The organism is Nonomuraea sp. NPDC046570 (assembly GCF_040645915.1).
Lineage (GTDB): Bacteria > Actinomycetota > Actinomycetes > Streptosporangiales > Streptosporangiaceae > Nonomuraea.
This window is the reverse complement of sequence record NZ_JBEYZF010000072.1, coordinates 1-15,549: the sequence shown is the minus strand read 5'-3', so window position 1 is coordinate 15,549 and position 15,549 is coordinate 1. Positions and strand designations below refer to the sequence as shown.

Sequence of the window (15,549 nt, the reverse complement as noted above, 5' to 3'; positions counted from 1 at the left end):
ACCGCAATGGCATCCCGGTCCAGGGCAGCAGCCCTGAGCGGGTCACCCAGGACCATCACACTCCCAAATGACCCGCTTAACACCAGTCACCTAGATCGGATCTAGCGGCCACGCGTTCGGCGAATCGGACACAGTAGGGTCGCAGCGTGAGTGAAACTTCCGCGGAGGACCGGATCTGGACGGTTCCGAACCTGCTGAGCTTCCTGCGTCTCCTCGGCGTCCCCGTGTTCCTCTGGCTGGTTCTGGGGCCGAAGGCGGACGGCTGGGCCATCGCGCTGCTCATGGTGGCCGGGTTCACCGACTGGCTGGACGGGAAGATCGCTCGCGCCTGGAACCAGACCAGCAAGCTGGGCCGCATCATCGATCCGGCCGCGGACAAGCTCTACGTCTTCGCCACCCTGCTCGGGCTGGTGCTGCGCGAGGTCATCCCGTGGTGGCTGGTGGCGATCATCCTGGCCCGCGAGCTCTTCGTCGGCTGTTTCTTCCCCGTGCTCCGCAGGTACGGCTACAAGGCACTTCCCGTGCATTTCCTGGGCAAGGCCGCCATGGCCAACCTGATGTACGCCTTCCCCCTGCTTTTCCTGGCTTCACACGCCGGTGCCTGGTATGCCGGTTTTACCCAGGTCATCGGCTGGGCCTTCACCATCTGGGGTACGGGCCTGTACTGGTGGGCGGGGGTGCTGTATGTGGTACAGGTGCGCCAGCTCGTAGCCGCGGCGAAGAAGGAGTGATCCCTTGAAGGCGGTCGTCATGGCGGGCGGGGAGGGCACTCGGCTGCGACCGATGACTGCCAACCAGCCCAAACCCCTGCTCCCCGTGGCCAACCGGCCGATCATGGAGCACGTCCTGCGGCTGCTCAGGCGCCACCGCCTGACCGAGACCGTGGTCACCGTCCAGTTCCTGGCCGCGCTCGTGCGCAACTACTTCGGCGACGGCGACGAACTCGGCATGAGCCTGCACTACGCCACCGAGGACCTCCCCCTGGGTACGGCGGGCAGCGTCAAGAACGCCGCCGACCGCCTGCGCGACGACAGGTTCCTGGTGATCTCCGGCGACGCCCTCACCGACATCGACTTATCGAACATGATCCGCTTCCACCGGGAGAACGGCGCCCTCGTCACCATCTGCCTGAAGCGCGTGCCCAACCCCCTGGAGTTCGGCATCATCATCGTCGACGACCACGGCCGGGTGCAGCGCTTCCTGGAGAAGCCCACCTGGGGCCAGGTCTTCTCCGACACCGTCAACACCGGCGTCTACGTGATGGAGCCGGAGATCCTCGCCGAGGTCGCCGACCACGAGCAGGTCGACTGGTCGGCCGACGTCTTCCCCCGCCTGCTGGAACGCGGCGCCCCCATCTACGGCTACGTCGCCGACGGCTACTGGGAGGACGTCGGCACCCACGAGAGCTACCTCAAGGCCCAGGCAGACGCCCTGTCCGGCCGGGTGAAGGTGGACCTGGGCGGCTTCGAGCTCTCCCCGGGCGTGTGGGTGGCCGAGAACGCCTCCGTCGACCCCGACGCCGTCCTCAAAGGCCCTCTGCTCATCGGCGACTACGCCAAGATCGAGGCGGGCGCCGAACTGCGCGAGTACACCGTCCTGGGCAGCAACGCGGTCGTCCGCGAGGGGGCGTTCCTGCACCGGGCGGTCGTCCACGACAACGTCTACATCGGCCCCGGCGCGCACCTGCGCGGCTGCGTCATCGGCAAGAACAGCGACCTGATGACCGGCGCCCGGGTCGAGGAGAACGCCGTCATCGGCGACGAGTGCATCATCGAGGCCGAGGCGTACGTCTCCAGCGGCGTGCGGGTCTACCCGTTCAAGACCATCGAGGCCGGCGCGGTGGTCAACACCAGCGTCATCTGGGAGTCGCGCGGCCAGCGCAGCCTGTTCGGCCCGCGCGGGGTCAGCGGCCTGGTCAACGTGGAGATCACCCCCGAACTGTGCGTACGGCTGGCCAGCGCCTACGCCACCTCGCTGAAGAAGGGCGCCTCGGTCGTCACCTCGCGCGACTCCTCCCGCGCGGCCAGGGCGCTGAAACGCGCGGTGATCAGCGCCCTCACCGCCAGCGCCATCGACGTGCTCGACCTGGAGGCGGCCCCGCTGCCCCTGGCCCGCTTCCACACCACCCGCAAGCAGATCGCCGGCGGCATCGCCCTGCGCACCACCGCCGGCGACCCGCAGAGCGCCGACATCGTGTTCATGGACGCCCAGGGCGCGGACCTGGCCCCGTCGGCGCAGCGCAAGCTGGAGCGGGTCTTCTCCCGCCAGGAGTTCCGCCGGGCCTTCCCCGGCGAGATCGCCGAGCTGAGCTTCCCCGCCAGGGCGGTCGAGGACTACGCGCACGAGCTGCTGCGCTGCGTCGACATGAGCGGCGTACGGGACATGAAGGTGGTCGTCGACTGCGCGGGCGGCACCTCCTCGCTGGTGCTGCCCACACTGCTCGGCCGGGTCGGCGTCGACGTGCTCACCGTCAACGCCCGCCTCGACGACTCCTCGCCGACCGAGACGTTCGCCGAGCGCCGCCGCGACCTGCAGCGCCTGGCCGAGCTGGTCGGCTCCTCCAGGGCGGCCTTCGGCGTCAGGTTCGACCCGGTGGGCGAGCGGATCGCCCTGGTGGACGAGAAGGGCCAGCTCATCGGTGAGGAGCGGGCGCTGCTGGTGGTGCTCGACCTGGTCGCGGCCGAGCGGCGGCGCGGTCGCGTGGCGCTGCCGGTCACCACGACCAGGGTGGCCGAGCAGGTCTGCCGCTTCCACGGCGTACAGGTGCAGTGGACCCCCACCTCGCTCGACGCGCTGACCACGGCCGCGAGGAGCCCGAACATGATCTTCGCGGGCGACGGCAGGGGCGGGTTCGTCGTCCCGGAGTTCGCCGCGACCGTCGACGGCCTGGCCGCCTTCATGCGGCTGCTCGGCCTGGTCGCCCGCACCCGCCTGTCGCTCAGCCAGATCGACGCCAGGATCCCCGAGGCCAGGCTGCTCAAGCGGACCGTGCCGACGCCGTGGTCGGCCAAGGGCGCGGTGATGCGCTCGGTGATCGAGGCCGCCGAGGGCTACCAGGTCGACACCGCCGACGGGGTGCGGGTGGTGGGCGAGGACGGCGCCTGGGTGCTGATCCTGCCGGCCGCCGCGGAGCCGGTCACCGGCCTGTGGGCCGAGGCCCAGGACGTCGACTCCGCACAGGCACTGCTCGAACACTGGGCGCGCGTGGTCGAGCGCGCGGCCGGAACGTGACGAACACCGCCGCACAAACAGGCGCGGCGGCATGGACCTTGGGGGTTGCTCGGCGGTAACTTTGTCACCGTCCGAACCCACCGTCGAGCGCCTCGCCTTGACCTTTGCGTCTCATCAGCGTAGGTTGCGTCCTTCGCATCCGTAGCACCACAACTTGAGAAGCGAAGAAGCGAGGCGCGCCCTGAGCACCGTTGCCGCGTCTTCGCGGTAGGAGGCCGAGCCGATCGATGCCGAGCGTCTACTGCACGCAGTGCGGTCATGCCAACCCCGAGGATGCCCGTTTCTGCTCCCGCTGTGGGTCACCGCTGACCAGGACAGAGGTCTCAGGGGACACCACGTCGACGATCTCCGTCGCGGGAATCGAGGCGTATGAGGCGGAGACCGGTGAGATGCTTCTCGCCGAGCGGGCCGCGGTCGAGAACCTGCGTCCCGGCACCGCGCTGCTCATCGTGATGCGCGGTCCCAACGCGGGCAGCCGTTTCCTGCTCGACAAGGACCTCACCACGACCGGGCGGCACCCCGAGAGCGACATCTTCCTCGACGACATCACGGTCTCGCGCCGGCACGTGGAGTTCTACCGCCGTCCCGGCGGCCAGTTCACCGTGCGCGACGTGGGCAGCCTCAACGGCACCTACGTCAACAGGGAGCGCATCGAGGAGGTCCCCCTGCACGCCGGGGACGAGGTGCAGATCGGCAAGTTCCGGCTTGTCTTCCTCATGCGGAGCTCAGCAGGCGCATGAGCTCGCAGGCGGCACGCTCGCACATGAGCATCGGGGAGGTGCTCGCCCTGTTGCAGGGCGAGTTCCCCGACGTCACCATCTCCAAGATCAGGTTCTTGGAGGGCGAGGGCCTGATCGAACCCGAACGCAGCCCCTCGGGCTACCGCAAGTTCACCCACATGCACGTGGAGCAACTGCGGTACATCCTCACCGAGCAGCGCGACCACTACCTGCCGCTGCGGGTGATCAAGGACAAGATGGCCGAGGCGCTCGGCCGTCCGCGGGCTCTTCCCGAGGTCAAGGAGGAGGTCCGCTTCAGCCGCGCGGAGCTGCTGCGCGAGAGCGGTCTGGACGAGGAGACCCTCGGCGAACTGGAGGACTACGGCCTGCTGAACCCGGTGGCCAGGCGCTACGACGCCGACGCCCTCGTCATCGCGCGCAGCGTGGGCGCGATGGCCAGGTTCGGGCTGCGGGCCCGGCATCTGCGGGCGGTCAAGGCGGCGGCCGAGCGCGAGGCGGGGCTGATCGAGCAGAGCGTGGCGCCCATTCTGAAGCGCCGGAGGCCCGGGGCCGTGGGGGAGGCCGACGAAGTGGCCAGGGAGCTGTCAGGCACGCTCCTGGAGCTGCACGCCGCCCTGCTGCGCGCCGGGGTGAGGGACGTCCTGGGCCGCTGATCCGCCGCTAACGGGGCCGCCCGGACATTGCAGGCTCCGCGGGTGTTACGTTGAATTGCGGAAGTGGTCAAACTATTGCCGTGCCGAGCCCGGGTGCCCGCGGGCCTCCGGCCAGTCGAATTCGGAGCAGCCCGTGTTGCAGATGGAGGTCGTGGGTGTTCGGGTAGAAATGCCCACTAATCAGCCGATTGTTCTGCTGAAGGAGGCGCACGGCGAGCGATTTCTGCCCATCTGGATTGGCATGGCCGAAGCCACCGCCATCGCGCTCGCCCAGGCGGACGAGCCGCCGCCGCGGCCGCTGACCCACGATCTTTTCAGGGACGTGCTCAGCGCTCTCGGCGTGGGACTGCGAGCCGTCAACATCGTCGCCCTGCGTGACGGGATCTTCTTCGCCGACCTGGTGTTCTCCAACGGCGTGGAGGTCAGTGCCCGTCCGTCGGACTCGATCGCGCTCGCCCTGCGAACCGGGGCGCGCATCTTCGCCAGCGAGGAGGTCGTCCAGGAGGCGGGGGTGCTGATCCCTGACGATCAGGAGGACGAAGTGGAGAAGTTCCGCGAGTTCCTTGACAAGATCACGCCCGAAGACTTCGGTCGCGCGGGGTAGCAATTCACTCCATTTACGCTTCACGACGCGCCGGGCGGGATCGTTGACTGAGATTGTTCACGGTCCTACGGTGCAAGTGAAACCCGTGGTTGCCCTTGACGAACCCCCAGATCAGACCGCGGGATGAGAGAAAGCCGGAGGTCCGCGTGGCGGTCAGCAGCGGCGAGGGAAAGACGGCCGGCCAGGAAGATCCGGTGCCGCGCGAGAGTGCGCGGCAGCGTGCCGGTGAGCAGGGTCTGCTCTTTGACGAGCAGCCTGCGACGCTGCCTGGTGACATCGGCTATCGAGGCCCGACGGCCTGCTCTGCGGCCGGCATCACCTACCGGCAGCTCGACTACTGGGCCAGGACCGGCCTGGTCGAACCGACGATAAGAGCCGCGCAGGGCTCCGGCTCCCAGCGGCTCTACAGCTTCCGCGACATCCTGGTGCTCAAGGTGGTCAAGCGCCTTCTCGACACCGGCGTCTCGCTCCAGCAGATCCGCACCGCCGTACACCATCTGCGTGAGCGCGGGGTCGGTGACCTGGCGCAGATCACGCTGATGAGCGACGGCGTGAGCGTGTACGAGTGCACCTCCGCCGACGAGGTCATCGACCTGCTTCAGGGCGGTCAGGGCGTGTTCGGCATCGCCCTGGGCCGGGTCTGGCGTGAGGTCGAGGGCTCCCTCGCGGAGCTGCCGGGGGAACGCGCGGCGGTCGAGGACGAGGTCCCGGCCGACCATCCCGCTGACGAGCTGGCCCAGCGGCGGCGTGCACGACGCACGGGCTAGTTTCCACCGCCCTCGCGGCTGGCGGTAACCTTGACCTGAAAGCCGACGACCCCGTGCGGGAGAGTCCCCGGCAGGCCCGGGGCGCCGAAGGAGCAACCCTCCCCGGAATCTCTCAGGCATCCTGTACCGCTCGGGTGAGGCAACTCTGGAAAGCAGGTGCGCCCGCCAGGCGCGTCTCACCGACGGTGCAAGCCCCCGATCCCGGGGGTGAAGCTCTCAGGTCGAGATGACAGAGGGGGAGATCCGGCATACGCCCGCGCCCTGGCGCCGGTCTCCAAGCCTCGGGAGGCACCGTTCATGACCGACCTGTCGTCACCCCTCAGTGATCTCACTGCCCCTCCGTTCGCGACGCGCCACATCGGCCCCTCCGACGCCGAGCAGCAGAAGATGCTCGAGACGGTGGGCTTCGAGTCCGTCGCCGACCTCGTGGCCGTCGCCGTGCCCGAGTCCATCAGGGTCAAGGACCTGCTCAAGCTGCCCGCGGCGGCCAGCGAGACCGAGGCCATCGCCGAACTGCGCGCCCTGGCCGGCCGCAACCAGGTGATGACCTCGATGATCGGCCTCGGCTACTACGACACGATCACCCCCGCGGTGATCAGGCGCAACCTGCTGGAGAACCCCGGCTGGTACACCGCCTACACGCCCTACCAGCCGGAGATCTCGCAGGGCCGCCTGGAGGCGCTGCTCAACTTCCAGACGGTCGTCTCCGACCTCACCGGCCTCGACGTCGCCGGCGCCTCCCTCCTCGACGAGGCCACGGCCGCCGCCGAGGCCATGACCCTGGCGCGCCGGGCGGGCCGGTCCAAGAGCGACGTGTTCGTCGTCGACGCCGACGCCCTGCCCCAGACCAAGGCCGTGCTCGCCACCAGGGCCGAGCCGCTGGGCATCACGCTGGTGGAGAGCGACCTGACCGGCGAGCTGCCCGAGTGCTTCGGCGTGCTGGTGCAGTACCCGGGCGCGAGCGGCCAGATCCGCCACTTCGGCGCCGTCGCCGAGCGGGCGCACGCCGCGGGCGCGCTCGTGGTGGCCGCGGCCGACCTGCTGGCGCTCACGCTGATCGCCGCGCCGGGCGAGCTCGGCGCCGACATCGCGATCGGCTCCTCCCAGCGCTTCGGCGTGCCGTTCGGCTTCGGTGGCCCGCACGCCGCCTTCATGGCCGTCCGCGAGGGCCTGCAGCGGCAGATGCCCGGCCGCCTGGTGGGCGTCTCGGTGGACGCCGACGGCGACCCCGCCTACCGGCTCGCCCTGCAGACCCGCGAGCAGCACATCCGCCGCGAGAAGGCCACCAGCAACATCTGCACCGCGCAGGTGCTGCTGGCCGTCATCGCCGGGATGTACGCCGTCTACCACGGCCCCGACGGTCTGCGCCGCATCGCGCTGCGCACCCACCGCCTGGCCGTGACGCTGGCCGAGGCGCTGCGCGAGCGGGGCGTGCCCGTCGTGCACGAGACGTTCTTCGACACCGTCCTGGCCCGTGTCCCAGGCCGGGCCGCCGAGGTCGTCGCCGAGGCTGCCGCCCGGGGTGTCAACCTGCACCTCGCCGACGCCGACCACGTCTCGATCTCCTGCGACGAGAAGACCGAGCTCGCGCACGTCGAGCAGGTCGTCCTGTCCTTCGGCGCCGAGCAGGACGTCCCCGCCCTCGCCGGTCTGGCCGAGCGCAGCGGTCTGGGGGCGCTGCCGAGTGCGCTGCTGCGCGAGAGCGACTACCTGACCCACCCGGTCTTCCACACCCACCGCTCCGAGACCGCGCTGCTGCGCTACCTGCGCAGGCTCCAGGACAAGGACATCGCGCTCGACCGGTCGATGATCCCGCTGGGCTCGTGCACGATGAAGCTCAACGCGACCACCGAGATGGAGCCCATCACCTGGCCGGAGTTCGCCGCGATCCACCCCTACGCCCCCGAGGAGCAGGCGGCCGGCTACCTGGAGCTGATCAAGGGCCTGGAGGGCTGGCTGGCCGAGGTGACCGGCTACGACGCCGTCTCCATCCAGCCGAACGCCGGCTCGCAGGGCGAGTTCGCCGGGCTGCTGGCGATCCGCGCCTACCACCGCGCCAACGGCGACCTCGGCCGCGAGGTGTGCCTCATCCCGTCCTCGGCGCACGGCACCAACGCCGCCAGCGCCGTCATGGCGGGCATGCGCGTGGTGGTCGTGGCCTGCGACGACGACGGCAACGTGGACCTCGACGACCTCAACGCCAAGATCGACAAGCATCGCGACCAGCTCGCCGCGATCATGGTGACGTACCCGTCCACGCACGGCGTGTACGAGGAGGCGATCACCGAGGTGTGCGCCAGGGTGCACGAGGCGGGCGGGCAGGTCTACGTCGACGGCGCCAACCTCAACGCGCTGGTCGGCCTGGCCAAGCCGGGCGAGTTCGGCGCGGACGTGTCGCACCTCAACCTGCACAAGACCTTCTGCATCCCGCACGGCGGCGGCGGCCCCGGCGTCGGCCCGGTCGCGGTCCGCGCCCACCTGGCCGAGTACCTGCCCGGCCACCCGCTGCGCGACGGCGGCCCCGTCGGGCCCGTGTCCGCGGCGCCGTACGGCTCGGCCGGCATCCTGCCGATCTCCTGGGCCTACATCCGGATGATGGGCTCCGACGGCCTGCGCGCCGCCACCGAGCAGGCCATCCTGTCGGCCAACTACCTGGCCCGCAGGCTCGCCCCGCACTACCCGGTGCTGTACACCGGGCGCGGCGGCCTGGTCGCCCACGAGTGCATCATCGACCTGCGCCAGATCACCAAGGAGACCGGCGTCTCCGTCGACGACGTCGCCAAGCGGCTCATCGACTACGGTTTCCACGCCCCGACCATGTCCTTCCCGGTCGCGGGCACGCTGATGATCGAGCCGACCGAGAGCGAGGACATCGCCGAGCTGGACCGCTTCGTCGACGCCATGATCGCGATCAGGGGCGAGATCGCCAAGGTCGCCGCGGGGGACTACGACCGCACCGACAACCCGCTGCGCAACGCGCCGCACACGGCCGACTCGCTGGTCGCCGACGAGTGGAGCCACCCCTACAACCGCACCGAGGCCGCCTACCCGGTGCCCGCCCTGCGCGACGGCAAGTACTTCTCGCCGGTGCGCCGCATCGACCAGGCGTACGGCGACCGCAACCTGGTCTGCGCCTGCCCGCCGCTTTCCGCCTACGAGGACTGACCTTCCCTGGCATGTCGGCAGACGTGATCGCCCCGAGTCGTTAGGCTCGGGGCGATTGTCGTCTAAGGAGCCTTGTTGACGTCCCCAGAGCTCGACACCTCATCCCTGGACACCGCCCGGCGCCTGGCCGAGACCGGAGATCTCGACCGCGCGGCGGCCATCTTCATGAAGCTGTCCGCCGACCCCGCCGGTCCGGACGCCGCGCAGGCGGCCGTCGGCCTGGCCGTGGTGCTACAGGAGCGCGGCGACCTGGCCGGAGCCAGGGCCGCCGCCCGCGCGGCGCTGGCCAGCGGCCATCCCGAGTACGCCGCCCAGGCCGCCTGCCACCTGGCTCGCGGCTTCGAGCGGGAGGGCGCGACCGACCAGGCCAGGGCCGCCTGGCAGGCGGTGCTGGGCGTGGGCACCGTCACCTACCTGCCACTGGCGCATCTGGCGCTGGCCAGGCTGTCCACTCAGCAGGGCGAGTTGCTGGACGCCGAGCGGGAGCTGCGCGCGGCGATCTCCGTCGGCGATCCCGAGCTGGGGCCGAGGGCCGCGCAGGAGCTGGCCGAGCTGCTGCTGGACCAGGGTGAGCCCGGGGAGGCGGCCGAGGTGCTGCTGGAGGCGCTGGCGGGCGCCAAGGGGGCCGCCGTGGGGCGGCTGCGGGTGCTGCTCGGCATCGCCCACCTGGAGCTGGCCTGCGGGGAGTTCGCGGGGGCGGTGGAGGAGGGGGAGGAACCCCAGACGGTGGCGCTGTCCATCGAGTTGCTGGCCCGCACGCTGCCGCTGCGCGGGCGCGCCGACGACGCCGAGCGCGTGTGGGCCTACGGCCTGGACCACCCCGACGACACCCTCGCCACCGAGGTCCGCCTCCGCCTGGACCGCGACGCCTGACGGCGGGGCCCCGCCGTCAGGGGCGGCGGAAGATCGCGGCGGCGGCGGCCAGGTTGATCACCACGATGCCGACCCAGACGAGGAGCAGTCCGTCGAATCCGGCCGTGCCGGCCCCGATGCCGGTCAGCGGAATGCCGATGCCCAACGATCCCAGCGCGATCGGGACCATGACCGCGCCGGCGCTCTTGGTCTTGGCGGGCGGGCGGTGGCCGTACCCTTCGAGTTCGCCGCGCACGCGCGTCGCGATCGTCTCGTCCAGCCGCGCCACGAACGACTCGACCAGCGCGGCCTCGTACTCGGGACCGAGTTCGCGGCGCGCGTCGAGGGTCGCGTGCAGGTCCTCGCGGAGGGAATCTCTCTCTGGCATCCCCTCATTGTCGCAGGCGAGCGACGCGCCGCCATCGGCCTGGAGTGCCGGACCGCGATCCTCCGCAGGTACCGTTTTCCGCATGGAGGTCATCACCCCGCGCGGTCCCGCCCTGGTCGAGGTGGACGAGGTGGCGCGGCCCGAGCTGCTGCTGGTGCTCACGCACGGCTCGGCCGGCGGAGTCGACGCGCCCGATCTGCTGGCGGTGCGCGACGCGGCGACGAAGGGCGGCGCCACGGTGGCCAGGGTGCTGCAGCCGTTCAGGGTGGCGGGGGCGCGGGCGCCGGGGTCGCCGGCCCGTCAGGACGAGGCGTGGACGGTGGTGCTGGCCGCGCTGCGCGAACGTTGGCCGGACCTGCCGCTGGTGCAGGGCGGGCGGAGCAACGGCGCCAGGGTCGCCTGCCGTACGGCGGTGGCGGTCGGGGCGCGGGGCGTGGTGGCGCTGGCCTTTCCGCTGCACCCGCCGGGCAGGCCGGAGAAGTCCCGGGCCGACGAGCTGCGCGGGGCAGGCGTGGACGTGCTCGTGGTCAGCGGCGACAGGGATCCGTTCGGGGTGCCCGACCCGGCCGACGCGGCACGCCTGGTTGTGCTGCCGGGGGAGGGACATGACCTGAAGAAGGACCCCGCCAGGGTGGGCGAGGTGGTCGCCGAGTGGATCGCGCGGTTTCGTGGAGCCCCGTCACGCTGATCACGGTGCGGGGCTCGCTGCCGAGCCCCTGTGCTGCCGCCCGTGGACGTGCGAGCGCGTCAGGCCGCGCCGACGAGCGGGTACGGCCGGTGCGGGGCGATCACGGTGCCGCTGGGAAGCAGCTCACCGGTGTCCTCGAACAGGACCACTCCGTTGCACAGAAGGCTCCATCCCTGCTCGGGATGGGCCGCCAGGGTGCGTGCGGCCTCGCGGTCGGGCCCCTCGGCTGACGGACAGGCCGGGTCGTGCGGGCACATCGGCGTGCCTCCGATATCTCGTGGGTGGCTCCCACCGGATCGACGGTCGGGGAGCGGCTCGGGTGGTGATGCGTTCTCCAGTAAGTGTGCGGTGTGCGTCACACTTTCCGACATAGCCCGTTAGGACGATTGAAGGAGTCATGGAGGGTGATCCTTCAAGGTTTGTGTCGCGGTCGCGTGACCTATGACACAGGGTGCCTTATGCAAGATAACGGTCCAACCTCGACACGCCGTCAGACCGGTAAACCATCTCTTACGCCCGCAGGCCCCTGAGGAGCGCGTCGAGCCCCCGCTCGAAATCGGCGTCGGCTCGCTCGTCCCTGCGAATCCAGGTGTCGGTCTCCGGATCCGCCCAGCCGGACTGCTGGACCTCCACGGCGACACTACCGAAGACGAAGGCTCTGAGGGCCTGTACGGCATTGGCCGCGTTATTCAGACCCGAATCAGCTAGTTGTTCGGTTTGTTCCCTTATCGCGATAGCCGTACCCCCTTTAGGGGGTTTTGTGAGGGCAAGGGCGAGGACGCCCGGGTGTTCGCGCAGTGCCTCGCGGCTGGCCCTGCACCAGGCCCTCGCCGTGTCCTCCCAGGTCGGGCCCCGGTCGACCTGGACGGCCGTGACGTGCTCGGCGAGCGCGTCCATCAGGGCCTCCTTGCCCCGGGGGAGGTGGTGGTAGATGGCCATCGCCTCCACCTGCAGGGCGTCGCCGAGCCTGCGCATGGTCAGCCTGCGCAGGCCCTGGCCGTCGGCGATGTGCAGCGCGGCCTCGATGATGCGCTCACGGGACAGTGGGACCGGTGGTCGCTTGGCAGGCATGGGGGTCATCCTGCCAAGGCTGACCTTACTGTGTAAAGGGCGCCGCGCCGGTCAGATCATCGCCACCATCACCTGCCTGCCGCCGGTGTAGGCGTGCCGACCGTGCATGACGAGCAGGTTGTCGATCATCATGACGTCGCCCTGCTGCCACGGGAAGGAGCACTCGCCCAGCTTGGCCACCTCGCGGACGTGCCTCAGGTCGGCCTCGTCGAGCGGGTCGCCGTCGCCGTAGGTCGCCTGCAGGGGGAGTTCCTCGTCGGACTCGGCCATCTCCAGCAGGGCCTCGGCCTCGTCGGCGGGCAGGCTGGAGACATGCCACTGCTCGGCCTGGTTGAACCAGACCTCCTCGCCGGTGACGGGGTGGCGGCGGGTCGCGGGGCGGGCCTGCCGTACCCGCAGTTCGTCGTCGGCGGTCCAGTGGAACTCGGCGCCGGTCTCCCGGAGCGCCTGCTCCACCAGGGCCCGGTCGGCGGTCTCGTAGGTGTCCTGCCAGGACTTGCCCAGGCCGTACCCGCCGTGCAGGTTCTGCAGGTAGGCGACGCCTTTGGCGGCGAACCGCTCGCGCACCTCGGGCCGCAGGCCGGCGAGCACCGCGCGGGAGTCGGAGACGGGGGTGGCGCCGCCGCTCTCGGGCGCCCGGTGGCAGTAGAAGAACAGCCGCGAGGGCCACGCGCCGGCGTAGGAGAGCTCGTTGTGCAGCGAGATCTCGTACTCGGCGGGGTACTCGGTGGACGTCCACACCCCGCTCTGCACGGCGGTGCGCGGGGAGTTGCCGTGGCGGTAGTCGGTGAACGGCTCGCCGAAGGTGCTGACCAGGTGGTGGAAGTCGGCGGGCGAGCCGACGCCGAGCCCGCGCAGCAGCACCGCGCCGTGCTCCAGCAGCAGCTCGTCGGCGCGTTCGCGGTCGGCCTCGCCGAGCATCGCGATGGTGGTCGCGCCCGATGAGATCTTCTCCATACTCAGTGCTCCTGCGGTTCGGGCATGCCCATGGTCTTGGGGATGGGCGACAGGGCCAGGACGATGATCGGGATGATCGCGCCCGCCGCGCAGATCAGCAGGGCCGCACGCATGCCGAGGCCGGCCGCGAGCAGGCCGGTGACCAGCGCGCCGACCGGGGCGAGGGTGAGCGCGACGGCCCGCTGCGAGGCGATCACCCGGCCCTGCATGTGGTCCGGGGTGGCGCCCATGCGGAGCGTGCCGCTGGCCACCATGGCGATCGGCCCGGTCACGCCGAGCACGAACTGGGCCAGGCCGATCATGACGATCAGTAGCCAGCTGGGCCCGGTGGCCAGACCGATGAGGAACAGCGACAGGTTGCCGACGACGGTGGGCCAGAAGAAGGCGGGTCCGATGCCGATCCGCTTCATCGTCTTGACCGCCAGCAGCGAGCCGATGATGGCGCCGGGGCCGCCGACGGCGAGCAGGACACCCACCCAGTACGGCTCCAGCCCGAGCCCCTCGATGACCCACAGCGGCAGCAGCACCTCGATGCCGGTGTAGAAGAACATGTAGAAGCCGGCGGCGATGACGCCCGGCCGTACCAGCGGCTCCATCCACACCCAGCGCAGGCCCGCGCCGATGGAGGCGAACACGCCCGGCCGCTCCTCCGCGGGGTCGGGCACCGGCTCGGGTTTGCGGATCAGCGCGCAGGCGACGGCCGAGACGAGCAGCGCCACCACGTCCACGATCAGCACGAACACCGCGACGAACGCGTTGACCAGCACCGACCCGAGGCTGTTGCCGGCGATCCTGGCGACGGAGTTGCTGAGCTGCAGCTTGGCGTTGCCCTCGCCGAGATGGTCGCGGCCGATGAGGAACGGCAGGTGCGACATGTTCGAGGTCTCGAAGAACACGAACAGCACGACCGACAGGAACGAGATCGCGCCCAGCCAGAACAGGTTGAGCGTGTCGGTCATGTACATGACGACGACCAGGCCCAGCAGCAGGCTCCGGCCGATGTCGGCGCCGATCATCGTGGGCCGCTTGCGGAACCGGTCGGCCCAGAACCCGGCGAACAGGAACAGCACGAACGGCAGGCGGCCGACCGCGCCGAGGACACCGACCTCGGCCTCGGTCGCCTGCAGGACGACGATGGCCACCAGTGGCAGGGCCACCACGGTGATCTGCCCGCCGAACTGCGAGGTGGTGTAGCCGAGCCACAGCTTGAGGAAGTCGCGGTGCTTCCACAGGCTGGGGGGCGGCTCGGTGGGTGCTGCGGGTGTATCAGTGGTCGGCGTGTCCGAGGCCACGGTCCATCCACCTCTTCCATTCGAGGGCTGTCCGGGAGACGAAGGGTTCGTACAGTGAGCTGAAGCGGGCGCCGGGGATCGGCCCCGTCTCCAGGCCGGGGATCACCGCCCGCCAGCCGAAGTCCTCCTCGGGCGGGGCGTTGTCCTCCTCGGGGATGAGCAGGACGGCGGGGGCGTCGTAGGGGGCGTGCCGGTAGCGGCCGACGGCGTGCGCGTTGGCCCGGAACACCTCCACGTATCGGTGGATCTGTTCAAGGTCGTCGGTCTCCGTCTTGAGGGAGCCCTCCCTGGTGGCCGCGTTGACGATCGACAGCAGCCGCTCGGCCGGGTCCAGCTCGCCGAGCTCGGCGGGGTCGACCGACTCCAGGCTGCCCGCCAGCGCGTGCGTCATCAGCGCGGTGTCGTCCTCCAGCGTGTCGCGGACCACCGGCTCGTCGGCCGACGACCAGGCGAGGAACACGTACGGCACCCGTTCACCGGCCTCGCGGAGCCTGCGGGCGACCTCCAGCGCGATGTTCCCGCCGATGCAGAAACCGCCCACGAAGTACGGCCCGGCGGGACGCACCGCGCGGATGTAGCCCGCGTACGTCTCGGCCATCTCCTCCAGCGACGTCTGCACCTCGTCACCCGCGGTCAGGCCGTGCGCGGGGATCGCGTACACGGGCTGGTCGGCGCCGAGCCGCTGGGCCAGTGGCCGGTAGCGGAAGACCTGCCCGCCGAGCGCGTGCACGAGGAACAGCGGCGGCCGGTCGCCCGTGGTCCGCAGCGGGACGACCCGGCCGCTGGACAGCGGGCCCTCGCCCTCGTCCCGCAGCGCCGCGGTGAGCAGCTCCACGGTGGGCGCGGCCAGCACGGTCGCCACCGGCACCTCCCGGTCCAGCTCCTGGCGCAGCCGCATGGCCAGGCGCAGCGCGAGCAGGGAGTGCCCGCCGAGCTCGAAGAAGTCGTCGTGGATGCCGACCCGTTCGACGCCGAGGATCTCCTGCCAGATCGTGGCGAGCCGCTGGTCGAGCTCGTCCCTGGGCGGCTCGTACGGCCGGGCGGCGGCCTGTGGGGCGGGGAGGGCTTTGCGGTCGAGTTTTCCGTTGGGGGTGGTGGGGAGGTGGTCGAGGTGGGTGTAGGTGGTGGGGATCATGTGGTC

At 70.6% G+C, this 15,549-nt stretch carries 15 protein-coding genes and 1 riboswitch; of the genes, 9 read left to right on the top strand and 6 right to left on the bottom strand.

The features are described from left to right. The first annotated feature begins 146 nt into the window (after window positions 1-146). From ABZ911_RS41825 to ABZ911_RS41790, 8 genes are all read left to right on the top strand, one after another. Complete coding sequence (locus tag ABZ911_RS41825) at window positions 147-731, top strand: CDP-alcohol phosphatidyltransferase family protein (protein WP_358069830.1); 585 nt, start codon at window positions 147-149, stop codon at window positions 729-731. A gap of 4 nt (window positions 732-735) precedes the next feature. After that, entirely contained in the window at window positions 736-3,231 is a 2,496-nt protein-coding gene (locus ABZ911_RS41820; RefSeq protein WP_358069827.1) for a mannose-1-phosphate guanyltransferase, read from the top strand. Window positions 3,232-3,458: 227 nt separating this feature from the next. After that, window positions 3,459-3,971: an FHA domain-containing protein gene (locus ABZ911_RS41815; RefSeq protein ID WP_358069824.1), complete on the top strand. Its 513-nt coding sequence runs from the start codon at window positions 3,459-3,461 to the stop codon at window positions 3,969-3,971. Then, window positions 3,968-4,624, top strand: coding sequence for a MerR family transcriptional regulator (locus tag ABZ911_RS41810; RefSeq protein ID WP_358069821.1), 657 nt, complete (start codon window positions 3,968-3,970; stop codon window positions 4,622-4,624). The genes ABZ911_RS41815 and ABZ911_RS41810 overlap by 4 nt, the downstream gene beginning before the upstream one ends. 133 nt (window positions 4,625-4,757) lie before the next feature. Further along, window positions 4,758-5,228: a bifunctional nuclease family protein gene (locus ABZ911_RS41805; protein ID WP_358069818.1), complete on the top strand. Its 471-nt coding sequence runs from the start codon at window positions 4,758-4,760 to the stop codon at window positions 5,226-5,228. 146 nt (window positions 5,229-5,374) lie between these two features. Beyond that, window positions 5,375-5,995 carry a MerR family transcriptional regulator gene (locus ABZ911_RS41800; RefSeq protein ID WP_358069816.1) on the top strand — a complete coding sequence of 207 codons (621 nt, stop codon included), beginning with the start codon at window positions 5,375-5,377 and terminating at the stop codon, window positions 5,993-5,995. Window positions 5,996-6,041: 46 nt separating this feature from the next. Next, window positions 6,042-6,134, top strand: a riboswitch (glycine riboswitch). A gap of 158 nt (window positions 6,135-6,292) precedes the next feature. Further along, a complete protein-coding gene (gene gcvP / locus ABZ911_RS41795) occupies window positions 6,293-9,160 on the top strand; it encodes an aminomethyl-transferring glycine dehydrogenase (RefSeq protein WP_358069813.1) in 2,868 nt (955 codons plus the stop codon). Between the two features lie 75 nt (window positions 9,161-9,235). Further along, window positions 9,236-10,033, top strand: a complete 798-nt coding sequence (locus tag ABZ911_RS41790) for a tetratricopeptide repeat protein (RefSeq protein ID WP_358069810.1) — start codon at window positions 9,236-9,238, stop codon at window positions 10,031-10,033. A gap of 16 nt (window positions 10,034-10,049) precedes the next feature. Here the strand turns inward: ABZ911_RS41790 and ABZ911_RS41785 are convergent, their stop codons facing one another. After that, entirely contained in the window at window positions 10,050-10,400 is a 351-nt protein-coding gene (locus ABZ911_RS41785; protein ID WP_358069807.1) for a hypothetical protein, read from the bottom strand. Window positions 10,401-10,482: 82 nt separating this feature from the next. On the opposite strand from ABZ911_RS41785, the gene ABZ911_RS41780 reads away from it, so the two are divergent. After that, window positions 10,483-11,088 carry an alpha/beta family hydrolase gene (locus ABZ911_RS41780; protein ID WP_358069804.1) on the top strand — a complete coding sequence of 202 codons (606 nt, stop codon included), beginning with the start codon at window positions 10,483-10,485 and terminating at the stop codon, window positions 11,086-11,088. Window positions 11,089-11,147: 59 nt separating this feature from the next. On the opposite strand, the gene ABZ911_RS41775 is transcribed toward ABZ911_RS41780, so the two are convergent. From ABZ911_RS41775 to ABZ911_RS41755, 5 genes are all read right to left on the bottom strand, one after another. Further along, window positions 11,148-11,345, bottom strand: coding sequence for a DUF5999 family protein (locus ABZ911_RS41775; RefSeq protein WP_358069801.1), 198 nt, complete (start codon window positions 11,343-11,345; stop codon window positions 11,148-11,150). 253 nt (window positions 11,346-11,598) lie between these two features. Further along, window positions 11,599-12,168: a TetR family transcriptional regulator gene (locus ABZ911_RS41770; protein ID WP_358069798.1), complete on the bottom strand. Its 570-nt coding sequence runs from the start codon at window positions 12,166-12,168 to the stop codon at window positions 11,599-11,601. A gap of 42 nt (window positions 12,169-12,210) precedes the next feature. Further along, on the bottom strand, window positions 12,211-13,116 hold the full coding sequence (locus tag ABZ911_RS41765; RefSeq protein ID WP_358069795.1) for a TauD/TfdA family dioxygenase: 906 nt from the start codon (window positions 13,114-13,116) through the stop codon (window positions 12,211-12,213). 2 nt (window positions 13,117-13,118) lie between these two features. Continuing rightward, window positions 13,119-14,408, bottom strand: a complete 1,290-nt coding sequence (locus ABZ911_RS41760) for an MFS transporter (protein ID WP_358069792.1) — start codon at window positions 14,406-14,408, stop codon at window positions 13,119-13,121. After that, window positions 14,383-15,549, bottom strand: a 1,167-nt coding sequence (locus tag ABZ911_RS41755; protein WP_358069789.1) for a thioesterase domain-containing protein, incomplete at its 5' end; no start/stop codon positions are given. The genes ABZ911_RS41755 and ABZ911_RS41760, both read right to left, overlap by 26 nt.